The organism is Mariniluteicoccus endophyticus (genome assembly GCF_054780035.1).
Map to the genome: position 1 here is coordinate 323,896 of NZ_BAAGXC010000016.1, position 22,455 is coordinate 346,350.

Here is a 22,455-nt window from a genome sequence, read left to right on the forward strand (position 1 = left end):
CACCCGCGACGACACCGGAGTCGTCCACCAGGAAGGAAGGCCAGTCAGATGCCAGATCCCATCGAGGTACGCAAGGTTCCGCTGCACAGCGTCAGCGATGCCTCCGAGCTCGGCAAGCTCATCGACGAAGGCGTCATGGACGCCGACCGCGTCATCGCCATCATCGGCAAGACCGAGGGCAACGGCGGCGTGAACGACTACACGCGCATCATCGCCGACCGGGCCTTCCGCGAGATCCTCGTGGAGAAGGGTGCCGACAAGGACAAGGTGAAGAACATCCCGATCGTCTGGTCGGGCGGCACCGACGGCGTCATCAGCCCCCACGCGACGATCTTCGCGTCGATGGACCCGGCGAAGGCCGAGAAGACCGACGAGCCGCGCCTCACGGTGGGCTTCGCGATGAGCGAGGCGATCCTGCCCGAGGAGATCGGCTACATGGGCATGGTCGACAAGGTCGCCGCCGCGGTCACCGAGGCCATGGAGAAGGCCGGCATCACCGACCCGGCGGACGTGCACTACGTGCAGACCAAGACGCCGCTGCTGACGATCCACACGATCCGCGACGCCAAGTCGCGCGGCCAGAAGGTCTGGACCGAGCACACCCACGAGTCGATGGACCTGTCCAACGGCTGCACCGCGCTCGGCATCGCCAAGGCGCTGGGCGAGGCCCACGACATCACCGACGCCGACGTCATGCACAACCGCGAGAAGTACTCCAAGGTCGCCTCGTGCTCCTCGGGCGTCGAGCTCGACCAGGCGCAGGTCGTCGTGGTCGGCAACGCCCCCGGCGTCGGTGGCCGCTACCGCATCGGCCACTCGGTCATGAACGACGCGCTCGACTCCGACGGCATCTGGAACGCGATCAAGGACGCGGGCCTCGACCTGCCGGAGCGTCCCCACACCAGCGACCTCAAGGGCCGCCTGGTCAACGTGTTCCTCAAGTGCGAGGCCACGCAGAGCGGCGAGGTACGCGGCCGCCGCAACGCGATGCTCGACGACTCCGACGTCCACTGGCACCGCCAGATCAAGGCGTGCGTCGGCGGCGTCACTGCGGCCGTCACCGGCGACCCGGCGGTCTTCGTGTCCGTCTCCGCCGCCCATCAGGGTCCCGAGGGCGGCGGCCCCGTCGCCGCGATCGTCGACCTGGGCGACGACCCGACGGGCTACCAGTACAAGGGCTGAACCGACACGGCGAACAGGGGGTACGCACCGCAGGGTGCGTACCCCCTGTTCGGTTCGAGAAACGCGCGGAGTGTTCAGCCCCGTGCCGGGAGCCAATGGCCGCCGACCAAGTCCTGACTGCCTGCAAGGACGCCTAACAGCACTTCGCCAGAAGCCATCGAGCGGGTCGGCAGGCTGGTGCACACCGATGCTGGCTCTCGGTAAGTGAGTTTCGTGTTGACCTTCCCGGGCCTGCGGCGCGTCTCGGGATCGGTCAACGCGGAAGTCCAAGCAACCGGCAAGGACGCGCCCACGGACGCGGACCAGGACTGCCGCAGCTCAGGACCGCGTCGGTTCTCCGGCGTGCGCGTCGAACTCGCTCGGGGTGGGGCCCACCACCTCTTCCAGGGCGGTGACCACCTTGTCCAGCAACTGCGACACGTGGTCGGAGCCATCCCCTGTCAGCCTGTGCCGGTCCACCTGCCACTGCAGGAACACGGGGGTGAACCAGAGGAACTGCACGAGCTTCCTGTCGACCGGACCATCGCCGAGGTCGAGAGACGACAGCAGGCCCAGGAAGCGTTCGGCGCCCGTGGGGTCGACGCGGCCCTCCCGCAACTGGGCCAAGAACCCGGTGAGTCGGTCGCACTCGTGGACGAGCCTGTCCCTCACTCCTGCTGAGTGCACATGACGCCGAGAATCCCATGGTTCGGCGGATTCCGCCGACGATCGCGCACCCCGGGCATGACCTGACCAATATTCGGCGCCGTTGTTTGGCACATGTTGACGGGGATCCTCGCCGCCCACCGCAGTTGAATCGACCCATCGCCAAAGCTGACGAAGGACGCTCATGACCAACACACCTCGACGCATCCGCATCGGCATCGACACCGGTGGCACGTTCACCGACGTGGTCGCCTTCGATGAGGACTCCGGAACGCTCACCACCACCAAGACTCCCTCCACGCCGTCCAACCCTGCGGACGGCTTCATCAACGGCGTCCAGAAGGTGCTCGACATCCTCGGCGCCGACGGTGGCGACGTCACCGCCGTGTGCCACGGCACCACGGTCGCCACGAACCAGCTGCTCGAGGGCAAGGTCGAGGAGCTCGGCTTCATCACCTCCGAGGGCTACGAGTTCGTGCTCGAGATCGCCCGCCAGGCCGTGCCGGACGGCTACGGCAACTCCTACTTCTGGGTCAAGCCCGAGCGCATCGTGCCGGCCGACCTGGTCAAGACCGTCGAGGGTCGCTTCGACTTCGAGGGCAACGAGGTCCGCCCGTTCGACGAGGACGGCGCCCGCGAGGTCGCCCGCTGGTTCAAGAACCGTGGCATCAACACCCTCGGCGTGAACTTCCTCCACGCCTACGCCAACCCCGACCACGAGATCCGCATGCGCGAGATCCTCCGCGAGGAGCACCCGGATGCCGTCGTGTCCCTGAGCTCGGAGGTGCTGCGCGAATACCGCGAGTACGAGCGCTCCATGACCACGCTCGTCGATGCCGCGGTCAAGCCGAAGGTTTCGCGCTACGTGACCAACATCCACGAGCGCCTCGACGACTTCACCGGCGCGAAGCAGGGGGGCCGCGAGGCCATCCCCTTCTACATCATGAAGTCCAACGGCGGCGTGCTGTCGGCCGACGAAGTCGTCAACCAGCCCATCACCACCGTGCTGTCCGGCCCCGCCGCCGGTGCGCTCGGCGCGGGCCTCATCGCCCAGAAGGCCGGCTTCGGCAAGGTCCTGACCTGTGACGGAGGCGGCACGTCGACCGACGTCACCGTCGTCATGGACGGCGAGCCCGCGCTCACCACCGAGGGCTCAGTCGGCGCGTACCCGTCGAAGATCCCGATGATCGACGTCGTGACCGTCGGCGCCGGCGGCGGCTCCATCGCCTGGACCACGCCCGAGGGCCAGCTGAAGGTCGGCCCGCAGTCGGCCGGCGCCGACCCCGGCCCCCTCTGCTACGGCAAGGGCGGCAACGAGCCCACGATCACCGACGCCCACGTCATGCTCGGTCGCATCCCCCCGCACCTGCTGGGTGGCGAGATCCCCCTCGACGCCGAAGCCGCGAAGAATGGCATCACCGAGCTCGCCGGCCGCCTCGGCCTGTCACCCGAGCACTGCGCCACCGGCATCCTCGAGATCTCCGCGTGGAACCAGGCCAATGCCCTGCGTCAGATCTCGGTCAAGCGCGGCCTCGACGTGCGTGACTTCATGCTCGCCACGTTCGGCGGCTCCGGCTCGCTGCTTGCCTGCCGCCTGGTCGACATCCTCGACCTCGCCGGCGTGGTCGTCCCGCAGAACCCGGGCAACGTCTCCGCCTTCGGCCTGCTGACCGTCGACGTCAAGAACGACTACGTCCAGACCCACGTCGCCAAGGACATCGGCCTCGACCTCGACGCCATCTCCGCGGTGTACGCCGACCTCCAGGAGTCTGCGAAGAAGGCGCTGGCGGCGGAGGGCTTCTCCGACGACCAGCACCGCTTCCAGCGCACCGCCGACCTGCGCTACTTCGGCCAGGCCTTCGAGGTACGCGTCGCCGCCCCGGAGGGCGAGATCACCCGCGAGTGGGCCGACCAGGTCACCGACCTGTTCCACACCGAGCACAAGCAGCTCTACGGCTACGACTTCCGCGGCGACGACTCGCAGCAGGTCGAGTGGGTGAACCTGCGCGTGTCGGGCATCGGCCCGATCAAGCGCCCCGAGCTGGCCACGATCGAGTCGGCCGAGGGTGCCCCGGCCCTCGACGAGCGCGCGCTGCGTTCCAACCGTCCGGTCTGCTTCGACGCCGACAAGGGAACCGTGGACACGAACGTCTACTGGCGTCCCGACCTGCGCTCGGGTGACGAGATCACCGGCCCGGCCATCATCGAGGAGTTCGGCTCCACCGTCCCCGTCCATCCCGGCTTCGTCGTCCGCGTCGACGACCACGGGAACCTCATCATCACCAAGGAGGCCGCGAAGTGAGCGCCGACACCACCACCCACAAGCAGGACTCCGGCTCGATGCTCTCCCTCACTCCCCTGACGGGCGAGGCGCTGGAGGCCTACATCGCCGCCGAACCGATCAACCCTGCGGGCCTGCCGACGAGCTACGAGCACGGCAACCGCCTCACCCCCGAGGGCACGTCCATCGACCCGATCGTCGTCGAGATCGTGGAGGGCACGCTGGCCTCGGTCGAGATGGAGGTCGAGACCGCGATCGCGCGTACGTCCCGCTCCCCCATGATCCGTGACGCCCACGACTTCCGCGCCGGAATCCACGACCGCCAGCTGCGCAAGCTGACCGGCCGTTCCTACTCGGCGCTGGTCCATCCGATCGTGCGTGACTTCCCGCTCGAGACGATGAAGGAGGGCGACGTCTTCTTCCACAACGACGTGTACGAGTCGGAGGGCGGCATCGGCCACCTGCCCGACCTGTGCGTCACCGTGCCGGTGTTCCACGAGGGCGAGGTCGTCTGCTTCGTCCAGGCCTTCGGCCACCACGACGACATCGGCGGCGCGTGCCCCGGCTCGATGCCCTCGGGCGCGACGTCGGTCCATGAGGAGGGCCTGTCGGTCCCGCCGATCAAGCTGTGGGACGCCGGCGTGCCGAACAAGGCCGCGCTGCGCATCATGACCCGCAACTCGCGCATGCCCGACTCGCTGGCCGCCGACCTCGACGCCGAGTGCTCCGCGTGCCTGATGGGTGCGCGTCGCCTCTCGGAGCTGTTCGGCCGCTACGGCCGCGACACCGTCGAGGCCGCGTTCGACACGATCCTCGACAACACCACGGAGATCTACCGCCGCGAGATCCTGTCGAAGATCCCCGACGGCCAGTACGTCTGGGAGGACTACGCCGAGCACGACGGCGTCTCCGACCCGATGCTCCACACGCAGCGCATCACCCTGACGAAGACGTCGACCGGTGGGCCGGGCAACGGTCCGCGCCTGATCCTCGATTTCACCGGCACCGCCGCCCAGGCCGCCGGCCCGATCAACCACTGCGGCGACTACGTCGGCGGCAACTTCCTCAAGAAGTGGCTCGCGCCGATCCTCCGCAACCTCGCGGACACCCCGGAGCGCATGGGCGAGCTCGACGTCAACGAGGGCATCGTGCCGCTGATCGAGATGCGCTTTCCCGAGAAGGGCACCCTCCTGACGCCGGTCTACCCCGGCCCGACCAATGCGCGTACGTTCGTCATCCTCCGCCTCCTCGGCGTGCTGGCCGGCGTGGTCGCGAAGGCCGTCGACGGGCAGATGCCGGCCGACCAGGAGACGATCCGCTACACCGGCGTCTACGGCAAGGACCGCGACGGCAACGACTACCTCATGCGTGAGGTGCTCGGCGGCGGCGCGGGCGGGCGTTACTACGCCGACGGTGAGGACACGATCCACGTCGTGCCCGACTCCCGCAACCTGCCGACCGAGTTCACCGAGTCGCGTTTCCCGTTCCTCGTCGAGCGCCTCGGCCTGGCCGTCGACTCCGGCGGTGCCGGTCGCTACCGCGGCGGCCTGGGCTACGAGAAGCACATCCGCATGCTCAAGGACGGTCACTTCATGTCGATCGCCGACCGCTCGATCCTCGCCTGCTGGGGCGTCAAGGGTGGCAAGGCCGGCAAGCCCTTCCAGGTCACCATCGACCCGGGCGGCCCCAACGAGCGCGAGATCGACGCGCTGGCCGACGCCGAGCCGATCAAGGCCGGCGAGGTCGTCCGCATCCGCACCACCGGTGGCGGCGGGTGGGGCGACCCGCTGGATCGTCCGGTCGACGAGGTACGCCGCGACCTGTCCTGGGGCAAGGTCTCGTTCGAGGGCGCCAAGAACGACTACGGCGTCGTCGCCTCGGGCACCAAGGACGACGTGCAGGTCGACGAGGCCGCCACGGAGAAGCTGCGCCAGGAGATGCGCGACGCCCGAACGGGCGATGAGGCCTTCTTCGACCGCGGCCCCGGCTACGCCCAGCTCGATCCCGAGGGCCGCCTGGCCCCCGAGGTCGACTGGCTCTGAGCCACCACGCTCCCGTGGCCCCCGCCATCTCTCCGGCGGGGGCCCCGGGTCACCCCTGACCCGCACCCTTCCCCCGTTCCGTCGACGAAGACAGGAGGCTCCGATGAGCGACGACACCGTCCTGGTGATGGGCGTGACCGGCAAGACCGGCGCCGCCGTCGCAGGCGCGCTGCTCGCTCGTGGTCTCCACGTCCGCGGCGCGACCCGGGACGCCGACCCCCCACGTGTCCCCGACGGCGTCGAACCCGTCGAGGTCGACCTGACCACAGGGCGCGGCCTGCACCGGGCACTGGCCGGCGTGCGCGCCGTGCACCACAGCGCCCCCAACCTCTCGATCGACGAGGTGCTGATGATGCGCACCGTCACCGACCACGCGACCGAGGCCGGCGTACGCCGCATCGTCTTCCACTCCGTCATGCACCCGTACGCGCCGTCCATGGCCCACCACGTCCGCAAGGCCGAGGCCGAGGACGTGCTGCGTCGCTCCGGGCTCGACTGGACGATCTTGCAGCCGGCGGCGTACCACCAGAACCTCCACGCCGGAGCCCGCGCCGGCCGGATCAGCGTCCCGTACGCGCTGGACCGCACCTTCACCAACGTCGACCTCCGTGACGTCGCCGAGGCGACGGCGACCGTGCTGCTCGACGACGCCCACGTCCACGGCACCTACGAGCTCGCAGGACCCGAGGCCCTGGATGTCACCACCATGGCCGACCGCGCCGCCCGTGCCCTCGGGCACGAGGTGGTCGCAGAGGTCGGCGAGGCGCCCACCGGTGACTCGTGGCGGACCACGCGCGAGCTCGCGGCGATGTTCGACCACTACGACCGGCACGGCTTCACCGGCTCGCCTCTGGTGCTCGCCACCCTGCTGGGGCGTACGCCGACCCGCTGGGCAGAATCGTTCGGAACCACCGTCGGACCGTCGAAGGAGACCCCATGACCGAGAACCAGACCGCACCCGCTGCCGAGGGCCCGCTGGGAGGCATCGTCGTCATCGACCTCACGCGCGCGCTGGCCGGACCGCACGCCGGCATGATGCTCGGCGACATGGGCGCCCGCGTCATCAAGGTCGAGAACCCGGGCACCGGTGACGACACCCGATCGTGGGGCCCGCCCTTCGTCGGCCCGGACGACTCGATCTCCACCTATTTCCTCGGCTGCAACCGCAACAAGGAGTCGATCGAGCTCGACCTCAAGAGCGACGACGGCCGCGACGTGCTGACGCGCCTGGTCGAGCGCGCCGACGTGCTGCTCGAGAACTTCCGCACCGGGGTCCTCGACCGGCTCGGGTTCTCGATGGAGCGCCTCCACGAGATCAACCCGCGCCTGGTCATCCTGTCGATCACCGGCTTCGGCCATGACGGGCCCGAGGGCGGCCGCCCCGGCTACGACCAGATCGCCCAGGGCGAGGCCGGCCTGATGTCGGTCACCGGCCCCGACCCCGAGTCCCCCACCAAGGTGGGTGTGCCGATCGGCGACCTGCTCGCCGGCATGTACGGCGCGTACGGCGTCGTGTCGGCGCTCTACGAGCGCGAGCGCACCGGAAGGGGCCGCGTGGTCCGCACCTCGCTGCTCGGCTCGATCGTCGGCGTCCACGCCTTCCGCGGCACCGACTGGACCGTCGGCGGCAAGGTCGGGCGCGGCAAGGGGAACCACCACCCGTCCATCACGCCGTACGGCCTGTTCGAGTGCTCCGACGGGCCCGTCCAGATCGCGTGCGGCTCCGAGCGGCAGTGGCGTCAGCTGTGCGACCTGTTCGGCGTCGACCCCGACCGCGCGGGCATGGCGACCAACCCCGAGCGCGTCGCCAACCGCGACGAGGTCATCGACTTCGTCAACGACCTGTGCTCGCGTTGGAAGGCGGCCGACCTGCTGCAGGCACTCGCGGACGCGGGCATCCCCGCGGGCAAGGTCCGCACCATCGACGAGGTGTACGCCTGGGACCAGACCCGCTCACAGGGTCTCGTCCTCGACGTGGAACACCCCGTGCTCGGCCACATCGAGCTGCCCGGCCCGCCGCTGCGCTTCGACGGATCCGACCACGCCGGCGGCCGTTCCACCCACCTCGCCCCGCCCATGCTCGGCGAGCACAACGAGTCGATCCGCGCCTGGCTCGACGCCACGCCCCGCGACACGCAGGGCTGACAGGAAGGACCCCCATGAGAGCTCTCATCGCCCTCGGCGGCAACGCCATGACGGCCCCCGACGGGTCGGCACGCCACGACGAGCAGCGCCGCGCCATCGAGGTGGCCATGGAGTCGGTCGCCGACCTCATCGCCGCCGGGCACGAGGTCGTGCTGACCCACGGCAACGGCCCGCAGGTCGGCAACCTGCTGGTGAAGAACGAGCTCGCCGCCCACGTGGTCCCGCCCGTCCCGCTCGACTGGTGCGGCGCCCAGACCCAAGGCACCGTCGGCTACACGATCATGAACGCCCTCGAGAAGCGGTTGGCCGACCGTGGGGCCGCCCGTCCCGTGGCGACGCTCGTGACGCGTACGCGTGTCGACCCCGACGACCCGGCGTTCAAGGAGCCGAGCAAGCCGGTGGGCCGCCACCTCCCCGAGGACGAGGCCCGCAGGTTCATGGAGATGGGCCAGACCTGGCAAGACCGCGGCGAGAAGGGCTGGCGCCGGGTCGTCCCGTCGCCCGGGCCGATCGAGGTGCTCGACTCCCCCGCCATGATGACCCTGCTGGGCGCGGGCTTCGTGGTGGTCGCCGCGGGTGGCGGCGGTATCCCGGTGGTCCCGGCCGCAGACGGTGGCGTACGCGGCATCGAGGCCGTCATCGACAAGGACCTCACCGCGGCGATCCTCGCCGCGCAGGTCGAGGCCGACGTGCTGGTCATCGCGACCGACGTCGAGCACGCCGTCATCGGCTGGGGTACGCCGCAGGCCCGCGACATCGGCACGGTGACGCTGGCCGAGATGGAGGCGATCGCCGCAGAGGGCCACTTTGCGTCCGGTTCGATGGGCCCGAAGATCGAGGCCGCGATGCGCTTCGTGCGCGGTGGCGGCAAGAAGTCGGTCGTCACGGCGCTCGACCGGATCGTCGAGGCCGTCGAGGGCGAGGTCGGCACGGTCGTCACGCCCGGCTGACCCCCTCACGACGAGGCGACGGCCCCCGGGATCGCTCCCGGGGGCCGTCCTGTCCGCACGCGCGTACGCTTCGGCGCACGTCGGGTGGACGCGGGTCAGGGCGTGGGCGCGCCACCGTTCACGTTGAGCGTCTCGCCGAGCACGTAGGACGACTCGGGCGAGGCCAGGAAGACGTAGGCCGGGGCCAGCTCCGTCGGCTGTCCCGCACGCCCCAGCGGCGTCGCGTGGCCGAACTCGGGCAGCTCCTCGGCGGGCTGACCACCCGAGGGCTGCAGGGGCGTCCAGATCGGCCCGGGTGCGACGGCGTTGACGCGGATGCCCTTCGGCGCCAGCTGCTGGGCGAGACCCTTGGTGAAGTTGTTGATCGCCGCCTTGGTGGCCGAGTAGTCGAGCAGCGTCTCCGGCGGCGTGTAGGCGACCAGCGACGTGGTGTTGATGATCGTCGAGCCGGGCTCGAGGTGCGGCAGCGCAGCCCTGACCAGGCGGAACATCGCCAGGATGTTGATGTCGAACGTGGCCTCGAGCTGCTCGTCGTCGATGTCGGTGACGGCTTCGACGGCGACCTGCTTGCCGCCGTTGTTCACGAGGATGTCGAGGCCGCCGAGGGCGTCGACGGCCTTCGCGACGAGGTCACCGGCGAACTCCTTGTCGCGCAGGTCGCCGGGGATGGTCGCGCAGGTGCGGCCGTCCGCCTCGATGATCCGCCGGACGTTCTGGGCGTCCTGCTCCTCCTGGGGGAGGTAGGTGATCGCCACGTCGGCGCCCTCGCGCGCGAACGCGATGGCCGTGGCCGCGCCGATGCCGGAGTCGCCACCCGTGACGAGCGCACGGCGACCTTCGAGCCGGCCGGTGCCCCGGTACGACTTCTCGCCGAGGTCGGCCTTCGGCGTCATCTCCGCGTCCAGACCGGTGCCGTCCAGCGGCTCGGCCGGCGGCGTGATCTTCGGGTAGCGGGTGACGGGGTCCTGCAGCGTGAGCTGGTCGGTCGTCGTGGTGTTCGCGTCCTGGGAAGCCATGATGTCCTCCTTCGGTTCGGGGAGCGGCGTCGTGCGACGCCACGCCTCCCCACCGTACGCGGGCGCCCCCTGCGGCCGGCACCCGGTGCAGGAACGGCGGACGGCCCCGGGGAGGATCCCCGGGGCCGTCCGTCAGGCTTCGTTCGTCAGCGCGAGCCGGCGGGCAGCGTGGCGATGCCGAGCTCGGCGGGCGTCACCATCAGGTCGTGCTTGGGCACGACACGCATGGTGTAGCCGATCGAGCCGGTGTACTTCGCCGGGACCGTCACCTTGTACTGGCGAGACCCGTCGTGGGCGTCCGAGCACTCGTCGACGGTGTAGATGCGGATGTTGTGGAGCTGGTCGTCGCTGTTGACATCACCGGCGACGAGCTGGACCTCGACGTCCGACGGCGAGAGCTCGCCGAGGCGGACGTTCGCCGAGAACTCGATCATCTCGTTGACCTGGACGGCGCCGGAGTTGGTGGCCTCCACGTGCTCGACGCGCACCTGCGGCCAGGCGGCGCGTACGCGACGCTTCCACTGGGCGAGCTCCTGGGCGACGCCCTCGGGGGCGACCTTGCGCGCCGAGACGGCCGACGGGGCGTACAGCTTGGTCACGTAGTCCTGCACCATCCGCGAGGCCAGGACCTTCGGGCCCAGGATCGAGATGGTGTCGCGCATATGCTGGATCCATTCCTGCGGCAGGCCGTTGGTGTCCTTGTTGTAGTACTTCGGCGCGATCTCGTTCTCGATGATGTCGTAGAGGAACTTCGCCTCGGCGGCGTCACGGGCGTCGGGGTCGGTGATGCCCTCGGCCGACGGGATCTCCCAGCCGACACGCGGCTCGTACCACTCGTCCCACCAGCCGTCGCGGATCGACAGGTTGGCGGCACCGTTGAGCGAGGCCTTCATGCCGGACGTGCCGCAGGCCTCGTAGGGGCGCAGCGGGTTGTTGATCCACACGTCGCAGCCCGGGTAGAGCGGGCGCGCCATGCCGATGTCGTAGTCGGGCAGGAACACGATGCGCTCGCGCACGTCGGGCTGGTCGGCGAACTGGACCATCTGCTGGATCAGCGACTTGCCGATCTCGTCGGCCGGGTGGGCCTTGCCTGCGATGACGATCTGGATGGGCCGCTCGGGGTGGTTGAGCAGCGACTTGAGGCGCTCGGGGTCGCGCAGCATCAGCGTGAGCCGCTTGTAGGAGGCGCCGCGGCGGGCGAAGCCGAGGGTCAGGTGGTGGGGGTCGAGCGCGTTCTGCACCCAGTCGGCGTTGATGCCGCGGGTCTTGCACGACTGCAGGAGGCGCTCGCGGGCCATCGTGATGAGGTCGCCGCGCATCTGGCGCTTGAGCGCCCAGATGGTGTTGCCGTCGACGCGGTCGAGGGCCTTCCAGTCGTAGCCGTCGATGACCGACTCGGAGTCGGAGACCGGCGACTCGAGCAGCTCGAGGAGCTCGGGGTGGATCCACGTGCGGTGGTGGACGCCGTTGGTGATCGAGCCGATCGGCACCTCCGACTCGTCGAACGCGGGCCACAGGCCGTGGAACATCTCCCGGGAGACCTCGCCGTGGAGTTCGGAGACGCCGTTGGCGCGCTGGCCCAGGCGGAAGCCCATGACGGCCATGTTGAAGCGCGACGGGTCGCCGCCCTCGTAGTCCTCGGTGCCGAAGGCCAGGATGCGGTCGAGCGGCAGGCCGTCGAAGTGCTGGAACTGGTCGACGATCATCTCGCGCGGGAAGCGGTCGATGCCGGCCGGCACGGGCGTGTGGGTCGTGAAGACCGTGCCCGCGCGGGTGAGCTCGACGGCCGCGTCGAAGTCGACGCCCTGGTGGAGGTATTCACGGATGCGCTCGAGGCCGAGGAAGCCGGCGTGGCCCTCGTTGCAGTGGTAGACCTCGGGCTCGGGATGGCCGGTGAGGCGCGTGAACTCGCGGACGGCGCGTACGCCGCCGATGCCGAGCAGGACCTCCTGGGCGAGGCGGTGGTCGGTGCCGCCGCCGTAGAGGCGGTCGGTGTAGGCGCGCTGCTCGTCGTCGTTGCCGTCGATGTCGGTGTCCATGAGGACCAGGGGTACGCGGCCGACCTGGGCGACCCAAAGGGCCGCCTTCACCGGACGGTTGCGGACGTCGACGGTGATGGTGACCTGCTGGTCGCCGTCGAGCAGCGGCTTGATCGCCAGCTCGGACGAGTCGAGCGTCGGGTAGCGCTCCTGCTGCCAGCCCTGCGCGTTGAGCGACTGGCGGAAGTAGCCGTGGCGGTACAGCAGGCCCAGGCCGATGATCGGCGCGCCAATGTCGGAGGCAGCCTTCAGGTGGTCACCGGCGAGGATGCCGAGACCGCCGGAGTAGATCGGCAGCACCTCGGTGATGCCGAACTCGGCCGAGAAGTACGCGATCGCCTGAGGCGCGTCGTTCTCCTGCGCGAACCCCTGGAACCAGAGGTCGGCCGACAGGTAGTCGTCGAGGTCGGCCTTGACCAGGTTGAGGTTGCGGACGAACTTGGGGTCCCGCGACAGGTTCTGCAGGCGTTCGGGCGAGGCCTGCGACAGCAGCTTGATGGGATCACGCCCCGTCGATTCCCACATCGTGGGGTCGATGGCCTTGAAGAGCTCCTGGGTCGGCTGGTGCCAGGCCCAGCGGAGGTTCGAGGCGAGGTCGCCGAGGGGTTTGAGGGCTTCCGGCAGGACCGGCTGAACAATGAAACGTCGAATAGCGCGCACGCCCTTAACCTACCGGTCGCGGATGACGCGAATGCGACCCAGAGGTGTACGCGTGGTCACACCGGTCGGGGTGGCCCTCTGCGTGATCCTCGAGGGCATCTCTCACAACAGCCCTCGAAGGACCATCACGATGACCGCTCCACACATTGCCGACCCCAGGACCGTTCTTTGGGAACTGCTCACTCACCGAGGCGCGCTGCCCGTCTCCTCGCGCAGATGCGAGAGGTCAGCGCCCGAAGCGCTGGAACACTGCTTGACGGGTGGTCCCGAGCGGCGCGCCGTGCCCCCACCACCAAGTGGTACACCCAAAACTTCCAAGGCGGCCACCTCACCACCCAAAACCTCTGACGCCAGGGCCGCGTCCCCCCGACCTCCCACCCCCGACAGGCGGCGGAGGGCCACAGCCCGCTAGCGTGGCCCACGTGACTGCGAACACGACAGCCCAGCATCAGTCCTCGAAGTCCATGCCTGCCGACACCACGGTCCACTCCGACCTCGGTGTCGTCATCGGCCGCATCCCGGTGACCAAGGTCAGTCCCGTCATCGAGGGTGGCGCGTACCCCGCGAAGGCCACCGAGGGCGAGCGCCTGCCCATCCGCGCGACCGTGTTCCGCGAGGGCCACGACTCCGTCTCCGCGTCGGTGATCCTCACGTCGCCGTCGGGCGAGGAGTCCCGCATCGACATGGTGCCGTGCGAGCCGAAGGGCTGGAACCGCTACGAGGCGTACGTTCGCCTCGACGAAGTCGGCCCGTGGACGTTCCGCGTCGAGGCCTGGGACGACCCGTGGGAGACGTGGGCCCACCACGCCGAGATCAAGCTGCCGGCCGGCATGGACGTCGAGCTCGTCTGCATGGAGGGCCGCGCCCTCTTCCACGAGGCCGCCGAGACCGCCCGCGCCGCCGGTGACACGCAGGCCGCCGCCCGCTTGGCCGAGCTGGAGGGGCTGCTGGGCTCCTCGTCTCGGCCGCAAGCGGCCTCGCTCGGAGAGCGGACAGACAGCAGCGCCTCGCTCGGAGAACGGCCCACGAACGAGATGCTCGCCGCCCAGCTGCTGCACCGCGACGTGCGCGCCATCATGGAGCGCCACCGCCCCCGCCGCCTGGTCTCCCCCACCCCGGACTACCCGCTGTTCTGCGACCGGCGCCGCGCCCTCTTCGGCTCGTGGTACGAGTTCTTCCCCCGCTCGCAGGGCGCGACCTACGACCCCGACACCAAGGCCTGGACCTCGGGCACGTTCGACTCGTCCCACGAGCGCCTCGAGGCCGCCGCCGCGATGGGCTTCGACGTCATCTACCTGCCGCCGATCCACCCCATCGGCACCCAGTTCCGCAAGGGCCCGAACAACACGCTGACCCCCGGCCCGAACGACCCCGGCTCCCCGTGGGCCATCGGCAACACCGAGGGCGGCCACGACGCCATCCACCCCGACCTCGGCGACATCGACGCCTTCGACCGCTTCGTCGCCAAGGCGCGTGAGCTCGGCATGGAGGTCGCGCTCGACTTCGCGCTGCAGGCCTCGCCCGACCACCCCTGGGTCACCGAGCACCCCGAGTGGTTCACCGAACGTCCCGACGGCACCATCGCGTACGCGGAGAACCCGCCGAAGAAATACCAGGACATCTACCCCATCAACTTCGACCGCGACCGCGCCGGCATCTACGCCGAGTGCCTGCGTATCCTGAAGTTCTGGATGAGCCACGGCGTACGCATCTTCCGCGTCGACAACCCCCACACCAAGCCCGTCGAGTTCTGGGCGTGGCTGCTGGGCGAGGTCCGCAGGACCGATCCCGACGTGCTGTTCCTCGCCGAGGCCTTCACCAAGCCCGAGATGATGCACATGCTCGGCAAGGTCGGCTACCAGCAGTCCTACACCTACTTCACGTGGCGCAACGAGAAGTGGGAGCTCGAGGAATACCTGGGCGAGCTGTCGAAGGAGATGGACTCCTTCTACCGCCCGAACTTCTTCGTCAACACCCCCGACATCAACCCGGCATACCTGCAGACCTCGGGTCCTGCTGGCTTCACCATCCGCGCCGTCCTCGCGGCGACGATGTCGCCGACGTGGGGCATGTATTCCGGCTACGAGATCTTCGAGGCCGAGCCGCTGCGTGTCGGCGGCGAGGAATACCTCAACTCCGAGAAGTACGAGTACCGCCCCCGCGACTGGTCCGGCGGCGAGCAGGGCAACCTCAACGAGCTCATCGCGATCCTCAACCGCACGCGCCGAGAGGTGCCTGCGCTGCAGCAGCTGCGTGACATCACCTTCCACCACGTGCCGAACAGCCAGGTCATCGCGTACTCCAAGCGCGACACCGACCCGGCGACGGGCCAGGAGTCGGTGGCGATCATGGTCGTCAGCCTCGACCCCCACAACACCCAGGAGTCGGAGGTCTACCTCGAAATGGCCGCGCTCGGCCTGCCGCAGGACGCGGTGTTCGAGGTCCACGACCACATCACCGGCGCCGACTTCCGCTGGGGCGCGCGAAACTTCGTACGCCTCACCCCGGCGACCCCGGCGCACCTGCTGACCATCTCCTGAACTTCCCGCGAGGACCTGTGAACGATCGAGACACGACCGACGAACCGATCATCGAGGCGTCGGCGGGCATGGACCCCACCGACGGCGAGTGGTTCAAGAAGGCCGTCTTCTACGAGGTCATGGTGCGCAGCTTCCGTGACTCCAACGGCGACGGCATCGGCGACTTCGCCGGCCTGAATGAGAAGCTCGACTACCTGCAGTGGCTGGGCGTCGACTGCATCTGGCTGCCGCCGTTCTTCCCGTCGCCGCTGGGTGACGGCGGCTACGACGTAGCCGACTACACCGACGTGCTGCCCGAGCTGGGCACGCTGGAGGAGTTCGTACGCTTCATCGACGGCGCCCACGAACGCGGCATCCGCATCATCATCGACTTCGTCATGAACCACACCAGCGACCAGCACCCGTGGTTCCAGGCGTCGCGCACCGACCCCGACGGCCCCTACGGCGACTACTATGTGTGGGCCGACGGCCACCCCGACGACCCCGCGGGCACGCCGCCGCCGGTCTACGAGGACGCCCGCATCATCTTCGTCGACCACCAGCCGTCGAACTGGGCGTACGACGAGGTGCGCGGACAGTGGTTCTGGCACCGCTTCTACCACCACCAGCCCGACCTGAACTTCGAGAACCCGAAGGTCATCCAGGAGATGCTGGACGCTATCCGGTTCTGGCTCGACAAGGGCATCGACGGGTTCCGCCTCGACGCTGTGCCCTACCTGATCGAGGAGGACGGCACGAACTGCGAGAACCTCGTGGGCACCCACGACATCCTCAAGCAGGTCCGGCGCATGGTCGACGAGGACTACCCCGGGCGCATCCTGCTGTGCGAGGCCAACCAGTGGCCGCACGACGTCGTCGAATACTTCGGCGACGACGACGAGTGCCAGATGGCGTTCCACTTCCCGGTGATGCCTCGGCTCTACATGGGCCTGCGCCAGGAGTCGCGTACGTGCATCTCCGAGATCCTCGCCGACACCCCGGAGATCCCGCCGGGCTGCCAGTGGGGCACGTTCCTGCGCAACCACGACGAGCTGACGCTCGAGATGGTCAACGACGCCGACCGCGAATACATGTGGTCGGAATACGCGCCGGACCCTCGCATGAAGTGCAACATCGGCATCCGCCGCCGCCTCGCGCCGCTGGTCGACGGCGACATGAAGCGCATCCACCTGCTCCACGCGATGCTGCTCGCCCTGCCGGGTTCGCCGGTGCTCTACTACGGCGACGAGATCGGCATGGGCGACAACATCTGGCTCAACGACCGCGACGGCGTACGCACCCCGATGCAGTGGGCCGACGTCGAGGGTGCCGGGTTCTCCGAGGGTGACGAGGAGGACTTCTACCTGCCGCTGATCAAGGACCCGGCGTTCGACCAGCGCGCGGTCAACGTCGAGGCGCAGATGATGGACCCCGGCTCGCTGCTGCTGTGGCTGCGCGCCATGCTCGTCATCCGGCGCAACCACCCCGTGTTCGGTCTCGGCACGTTCGAAGACCTCGGTGGAGACAACGAGAAGGTGTTCTCGTTCCTGCGCAGCCACCGCGGCGGGCCCGGCGAGCCGCGCGTGTCGGTGCTGTGCGTGAACAACCTGTCGTCGGAGGCCCAGAAGGTCACGCTCGACCTGGAGCGGTTCCGCGGGCTGGTGCCGTTCGACCTGCTCCGCGACCAGGACCACCACCCCATCGACGAGGAGTCGGCGTCGGCGTACGAGGTCGAGGTCGCCGGCCACGGCTTCCTGTGGCTGCGGATCATGGCCCACGACCCCGACCTGCCGCTGATCACCGAGGAGGAGGACGCCTGATGCTCGACGCAGTCTTCGGTTCGGGCCACGACCGCGAGAAGCTGGTGTGGGACCACATGCAGCGCGCCCGCTGGTTCGGCGGCAAGGGGCGTGACGGCCGGATGGTCGCGCTGACCCCGCTACCCGCGCTCACCCCCGGCGACGAGCTGCCGCTCACGCGTTTCGAGATCGCCGAGGTGGCGTACGCCGACGGCGACCGCGAGACCCACCACTACCTGGTGCCGCTGACCTATCGCGACGCCGACTCCGTCGGCGAGGCCTCGTCGCTGATCGGCTCGGCCGAGCTCGACCCGCACGGCGTGGTCGACGTCCACGACGCGCTGCGCGACCCCGACTCGCTCGAGGTGCTGCTGGCGATGATGCTGGGCGAGGCCTCCCACGAGGCCGGCGGCGCCACGCTCGCCGCCCACCTGCCCGATGCCACCGGCCTGACGGCGTCGCTGGCCCCTCGCCTGTTCGGCGGGGAGCAGTCGAACTCGTCGATCATGTACGCCGACGTGGCCATGCTGAAGCTGTTCCGCCGCCTCGAGCTGGGCCGCAACCTCGACATCGAGGTCCATGACGCCTTCGGCGGCGAGGTCGCGGGAGCCGCCCGTCTCCACGGCTGGATCGAGGGTTCGTGGACGCGCAACGGCGAGCGCCTGTCGGCCGACCTCGGCATGTTGGTGGAGCAGTTCCGCGAGGCCGCCGACGGCTGGGAGCTGGCCGTGGCCGCCTGCCGTGAGGGCCGCGACTTCACCACCGACGCCGCCGCTCTGGGCTCGGCCCTCGCCGAGGTCCACGGGGCGCTGGCGAGCGAGTTCGGCACCAGCACGCGACCGGGCGCCGATGTCGTGCCCGAGATGCGTCGCCGGCTCGACGCGACGGTCCCGCTGTCGGCCGAGCTCGGGTCGCTGGCCGACGGCCTGCGCGCCACGTTCGCCTCACTCGGCGGCCTCGATCTGACCGTCCAGCGTGTCCACGGCGACTTCCATCTGGGACAGACGCTGCTGGCGACCGACGCCGACGGTGAGCGGCGCTGGAAGATCATCGACTTCGAGGGCGAGCCCCTCAAGTCGCTCGACGAGCGTCGCGCTCTCGACACCGCCTGGCGTGACGTGGCGGGCATGCTGCGCTCGTTCGACTACGCGGGCGCCGCAGCGACGCTCGCAGGGGCTGATGCCGGCGCCGCCAGCGCGTGGGTCGAGGCGACCTCGCGGGCGTTCGAGTCGGCGTACCGTGCCGGCCGTGGCACCGCCGACCAGACCAACCAGACAGGCCAGGCCGACCCGGCCGACGACGCCCTCGTGCTGCGGGCGTACATGGCCGACAAGGCCGTCTACGAGGTCATGTACGAGGCCCGCAACCGCCCCGACTGGCTCCCCTTCCCGCTGTCCGCGCTCGCCGCGCTCAGCACCGCCCCCGATCCTGACCCCACGACCCCGACCACGGAGGACAACCGATGACCATGGACAAGTTCGCAGGCCTGAAGGGCTGGGACTTCGAGGGCTTCCACTCCGGTGGCGACACCGAGGTCTGGAAGCGCCTCGGCGCCCACGTCGTGACCGTCGACGACGGCGAGGGTGGGCAGGTGACCGGCGTACGCTTCGCCGTCTGGGCCCCCAACGCGCGTGAGGTACGCCTCATCGGTGACTTCAACGGCTGGAACGGCGAGTCGCACCCGATGGAGCTCATCCCGGGCTCCGGCGTGTGGGGCCTGTTCGTGCGGGAGGCCGCCGAGGGCCATGTCTACAAATACAAGGTCCACGGCGCCGACGGCCGCTGGATCGACCGTGCCGACCCGATGGCCCGCTTCGCGCAGGGCCCGCCCGAGACCGGTTCGATCGTCACGGTCTCGCGCCACGAGTGGAACGACGCCGAGTGGCTGGAGCGCCGCGCCCAAGCTCAGCCGCACGCTGAGCCGATATCGATCTATGAAGTCCACCTCGGTGGCTGGCGTCCCGGCAAGACGTACGTGGAGCTCGCCCACGAGCTCGTCGAGTACGTGTCGTGGCAGGGCTACACCCACGTCGAGTTCCTGCCGCTGGCGCAACACCCGTACGCGCCGTCGTGGGGCTACCAGGTGACGGGCTACTTCGCGCCCATGTCGCCGTTCGGCACGCCCGATGAGCTGCGCTACCTGATCGACTGCCTCCATCAGGCGGGCATCGGTGTGATCATGGACTGGGTGCCCGGACACTTCCCGAAGGACGAGTGGGCGCTGGGCCGCTTCGACGGCACGGCGCTCTACGAGCACGCCGACCCGCGCCAGGGCGAGCAGCCCGACTGGGGCACGTACGTGTTCAACTTCGGTCGCAACGAGGTCAAGTCGTTCCTCGTGTCGAACGCGCTGTACTGGTGCCAGGAGTTCCACATCGACGCGCTGCGTGTCGACGCCGTGGCCTCGATGCTCTACCTCGACTACTCACGCGGCGACGACTGGGTGCCGAACCAGTACGGCGGTCGCGAGAACCTCGAGGCGGTCGACTTCTTGCGCTACGTGAACTCCCACCTCTACGAGCGTGTGCCCGGCGTCATGACGATCGCCGAGGAGTCGACCTCATGGCCGGGCGTCACCCGACGCGTCGACCACGACGGCCTAGGCTTCGGCTTCAAGTGGAACATGGGTTGGATGAACGACACTCTGTCCTACATCTCGCGCGAGCCGGTGCACCGCCAGTACCACCACCACGACATGACGTTCTCGATGGTGTACGCGTTCTCCGAGAACTTCGTGCTGCCGATCAGCCACGACGAGGTCGTGCACGGCAAGGGCTCCATGGTCAACAAGGTGCCCGGCGACGACTGGCATAAGTTCGCCACCCTGCGCGCCTACTACTCGTTCATGTGGTCCCACCCCGGCAAGATGCTCACGTTCATGGGCAACGAGTTCGGGCAACGCTCGGAGTTCAGCGAGACCAAGGGCCTCGAGTGGTGGGTCTCCGACCTGTGGGGCCACCGCGGCCTGCAGCTGCTGTTCCGCCGCCTCAACGAGGTCTACAAGCAGACGCCGGCGCTGTGGCGGCTCGACAACGACCCTGCCGGTTTCCAGTGGATCAACGCCGACGACACCGGCGGCAACGTCTTCTCGTTCGTCCGTTCCGACGGCCAGGGCGACCTGGTGGCCGCCGTGGTGAACTTCTCGCCGGTGACCCGTGAGGGCTACCGCATCGGCCTGCCCGTGGCCGGCGCGTGGACCGAGATCCTCAACACCGACGACGCCGAGTTCGACGGTTCGGGCCAGTGGCACAACGGCCAGGTCGTCGCCACCGACATGCCGTGGAACGACAAGCCGGCCAGCGCCTCGCTGAACGTGCCGTCGCTGTCGACCGTCTGGCTGCGCTACGACCCGACCGGCATCGGGGCCGACGAGCCGGTCGAGAACGACGCCCAGCGGGTCGCCCCCGAGGTCGAGGCCGCCCACCGCGCCGAGGCCCGGGCGATCGGCCTCGCGGCCGCCGAGGGGCACGCCGAGCGCGAGGGGCACTGAGCCCCGTGGCCCCCGACGAGTTCCAGATCAAGGTCAACGTCAGCCAGCCTGGGATCGGTGAGCTCCAGTGGTCGGGGGCCACCGACCCGGCCACGCTCGAGAAGGCTGTCTCGTTGGCCGCCGACGACTCGCTGATGGCCCAGGGCCTGCACCGGGTCGAGGTGTCGCTGCCAGCGGTCGACTCGATGGCGCGCCGGGCCGTGCACCGGGCGGGGTTCCGGCTGGAGGGCACGCGGCGCAAGGCGTTCACCATGCCCGATGGCAGCCTGGTCGACGTGCACCTGTATGCGCGGCTGGCCGACGACATCGTCTACGGTCCGGGCGGCTTCTCGGGCGTGATGAACTCGGTGCTGCCGACCAAGCGCGTGATCGGCCACGTGGTGCTGCGTGACGAGGCGGGGCGCATCCTGCTGTGCGACACCCACTACAAGGACGACTACGAGCTGCCCGGTGGCGTGGTCGAGAACCACGAGTCGCCGCGGGTGGGCGCACACCGCGAGGTGAAGGAAGAACTCGGCATCGACGTCGCCGACCTGCGCCTGGTGCTGGTCGACTGGATGCCGCCCTACCTGGGCTGGGACGACGCCATGGAGTTCATCTTCGACGGCGGCGTGCTGGACGGCGACACCATCGCGTCCATGGTCAAGCAGGAGTCGGAGATCGTCGCCCTGCACTGGGTCGAGCCCGCCGACCTCGGCGACCACGTCTCCGAGCTGTCGGCCCGTCGGCTGACCGAGGCGCTCGCCCTGGCCGAGGGCGAGATCCTCTACACCGAGGACGGTACGCCGGGCCCACGGCCCTGAGTCGAGGGTCGCTCCCCCCCGGGAAATCCGTTGCCGTCGGCGCGTCCCCGCTGCGATAGTGCACGCATGGATGCTGCAGGGTTGTTGCGGGCGTACGACGACGAGCTGCGGGGCGAGACCGAGATCGCCGACGCCGACGAGGTCACCCCGATCGGTCCGCTGTGGCTGGCGACGTTCCCGGGGCGTCAGCGCGGGTTCCTGACCCACCGACCGCTGCCGCCGGGCACCGATCTCAAGCCGCTCGTCGAGCAGGCTGTCGCCTATTTCGCGGCCGACGAGCGCGTCAGCCACTTCGAGTGGAAGACCCGTGGCCACGACTCCCCCAACCCGGCCACGGTGCTGCCCACGTACGGGTTCGCACACGAGGAGGTCGAGACGGTCATGGCCGGCGAGATCTCCGCGGTCGTCGCCGCCGACCCCGGGCTCCCAGCCGGCCACACGCTCCACCGCGCCGGGACCGAGGCGGAGATCCGCGAGGCCGAGTCGTTGGCGGGTGCCGTGTTCGGCGACACCCCCGAGCAGTGCCGCCAGCAGGCCGACGAGCTCGCCCACCGGTTCGCGACCGCCCCCGACTCCTTCGAAATGTGGGCCGTCCGCGACCGGGCCGGCGTGGTCGTCTGCTCCGGCCGCGTCGACTTCGTCGACGACACCGACTTCGCGACGATCTGGGGCGGGGCGTGCGCCGCAGAGCACCGCGGCCGCGGCCTCTACCGCGCACTGACGGCAGCCCGTGCCCGTTCGGCGCTCGCCCGCGGCAAACGGTTCGTCCAGTCAGACTGCACGGCGTACTCCCGGCCCATCCTGGAGCGCGCGGGGCTGCTGGCCATCACCACGACGACGCCGGCGGTGTGGCGGCGTACGCTCGGTCCCGACGACTGAGCAGG

At 69.5% G+C, this 22,455-nt stretch carries 15 protein-coding genes; 12 read left to right on the plus strand and 3 right to left on the minus strand.

Going from position 1 to position 22,455, the window contains the following annotated elements; all coding sequences use genetic code 11:
* Window positions 1-48: 48 nt before the first annotated feature.
* Entirely contained in the window at window positions 49-1,182 is a 1,134-nt protein-coding gene (bar, locus tag ACYVGD_RS06835; protein ID WP_460742330.1) for a barbiturase, read from the plus strand.
* A gap of 318 nt (window positions 1,183-1,500) precedes the next feature.
* Here the strand turns inward: bar and ACYVGD_RS06840 are convergent, their stop codons facing one another.
* Window positions 1,501-1,833 (minus strand): hypothetical protein, encoded by a 333-nt coding sequence (locus ACYVGD_RS06840; RefSeq protein ID WP_460742332.1) that lies wholly within the window; start codon window positions 1,831-1,833, stop codon window positions 1,501-1,503.
* Between the two features lie 178 nt (window positions 1,834-2,011).
* On the opposite strand from ACYVGD_RS06840, the gene ACYVGD_RS06845 reads away from it, so the two are divergent.
* The 5 genes from ACYVGD_RS06845 to arcC all read left to right on the plus strand — a co-directional run bounded on the left by ACYVGD_RS06845 (window position 2,012) and on the right by arcC (window position 9,245).
* Window positions 2,012-4,129: a hydantoinase/oxoprolinase family protein gene (locus tag ACYVGD_RS06845; protein WP_460742334.1), complete on the plus strand. Its 2,118-nt coding sequence runs from the start codon at window positions 2,012-2,014 to the stop codon at window positions 4,127-4,129.
* Window positions 4,126-6,150: a hydantoinase B/oxoprolinase family protein gene (locus ACYVGD_RS06850; protein WP_460742336.1), complete on the plus strand. Its 2,025-nt coding sequence runs from the start codon at window positions 4,126-4,128 to the stop codon at window positions 6,148-6,150. The genes ACYVGD_RS06845 and ACYVGD_RS06850 overlap by 4 nt, the downstream gene beginning before the upstream one ends.
* A gap of 103 nt (window positions 6,151-6,253) precedes the next feature.
* Window positions 6,254-7,090, plus strand: a complete 837-nt coding sequence (locus ACYVGD_RS06855; protein WP_460742337.1) for an SDR family oxidoreductase — start codon at window positions 6,254-6,256, stop codon at window positions 7,088-7,090.
* Window positions 7,087-8,295, plus strand: coding sequence for a CaiB/BaiF CoA transferase family protein (locus tag ACYVGD_RS06860; protein ID WP_460742338.1), 1,209 nt, complete (start codon window positions 7,087-7,089; stop codon window positions 8,293-8,295). The genes ACYVGD_RS06855 and ACYVGD_RS06860 overlap by 4 nt, the downstream gene beginning before the upstream one ends.
* Before the next feature lie 14 nt (window positions 8,296-8,309).
* The gene (gene arcC, locus ACYVGD_RS06865) at window positions 8,310-9,245 is read left to right on the plus strand and encodes a carbamate kinase (RefSeq protein ID WP_460742339.1); all 936 of its coding nucleotides are present in this window, start codon (window positions 8,310-8,312) and stop codon (window positions 9,243-9,245) included.
* Between the two features lie 95 nt (window positions 9,246-9,340).
* On the opposite strand, the gene ACYVGD_RS06870 is transcribed toward arcC, so the two are convergent.
* Both ACYVGD_RS06870 and glgP read right to left on the minus strand, forming a co-directional pair.
* Entirely contained in the window at window positions 9,341-10,261 is a 921-nt protein-coding gene (locus tag ACYVGD_RS06870; protein WP_460742340.1) for an SDR family oxidoreductase, read from the minus strand.
* A 146-nt stretch (window positions 10,262-10,407) separates the two neighbouring features.
* Window positions 10,408-12,960 (minus strand): alpha-glucan family phosphorylase, encoded by a 2,553-nt coding sequence (glgP, locus tag ACYVGD_RS06875; RefSeq protein ID WP_460742342.1) that lies wholly within the window; start codon window positions 12,958-12,960, stop codon window positions 10,408-10,410.
* A gap of 464 nt (window positions 12,961-13,424) precedes the next feature.
* Here glgP and ACYVGD_RS06880 point away from each other — a divergent pair, with 464 nt between their 5' ends.
* From ACYVGD_RS06880 to ACYVGD_RS06905, 6 genes are all read left to right on the plus strand, one after another.
* Window positions 13,425-15,500 (plus strand): alpha-1,4-glucan--maltose-1-phosphate maltosyltransferase, encoded by a 2,076-nt coding sequence (locus tag ACYVGD_RS06880; protein ID WP_460742481.1) that lies wholly within the window; start codon window positions 13,425-13,427, stop codon window positions 15,498-15,500.
* 68 nt (window positions 15,501-15,568) lie between these two features.
* On the plus strand, window positions 15,569-17,299 hold the full coding sequence (treS, locus tag ACYVGD_RS06885; protein ID WP_460742483.1) for a maltose alpha-D-glucosyltransferase: 1,731 nt from the start codon (window positions 15,569-15,571) through the stop codon (window positions 17,297-17,299).
* Window positions 17,299-18,744: a maltokinase N-terminal cap-like domain-containing protein gene (locus ACYVGD_RS06890; RefSeq protein WP_460742343.1), complete on the plus strand. Its 1,446-nt coding sequence runs from the start codon at window positions 17,299-17,301 to the stop codon at window positions 18,742-18,744. The genes treS and ACYVGD_RS06890 overlap by 1 nt, the downstream gene beginning before the upstream one ends.
* Entirely contained in the window at window positions 18,741-20,768 is a 2,028-nt protein-coding gene (glgB, locus tag ACYVGD_RS06895; protein ID WP_460742344.1) for a 1,4-alpha-glucan branching protein GlgB, read from the plus strand. Before ACYVGD_RS06890 ends, glgB begins: the two co-directional genes overlap by 4 nt.
* A gap of 5 nt (window positions 20,769-20,773) precedes the next feature.
* Window positions 20,774-21,571: an NUDIX hydrolase gene (locus tag ACYVGD_RS06900; RefSeq protein WP_460742345.1), complete on the plus strand. Its 798-nt coding sequence runs from the start codon at window positions 20,774-20,776 to the stop codon at window positions 21,569-21,571.
* Window positions 21,572-21,637: 66 nt separating this feature from the next.
* A complete protein-coding gene (locus tag ACYVGD_RS06905) occupies window positions 21,638-22,450 on the plus strand; it encodes a GNAT family N-acetyltransferase (RefSeq protein ID WP_460742346.1) in 813 nt (270 codons plus the stop codon).
* Window positions 22,451-22,455 lie beyond the last annotated feature (5 nt).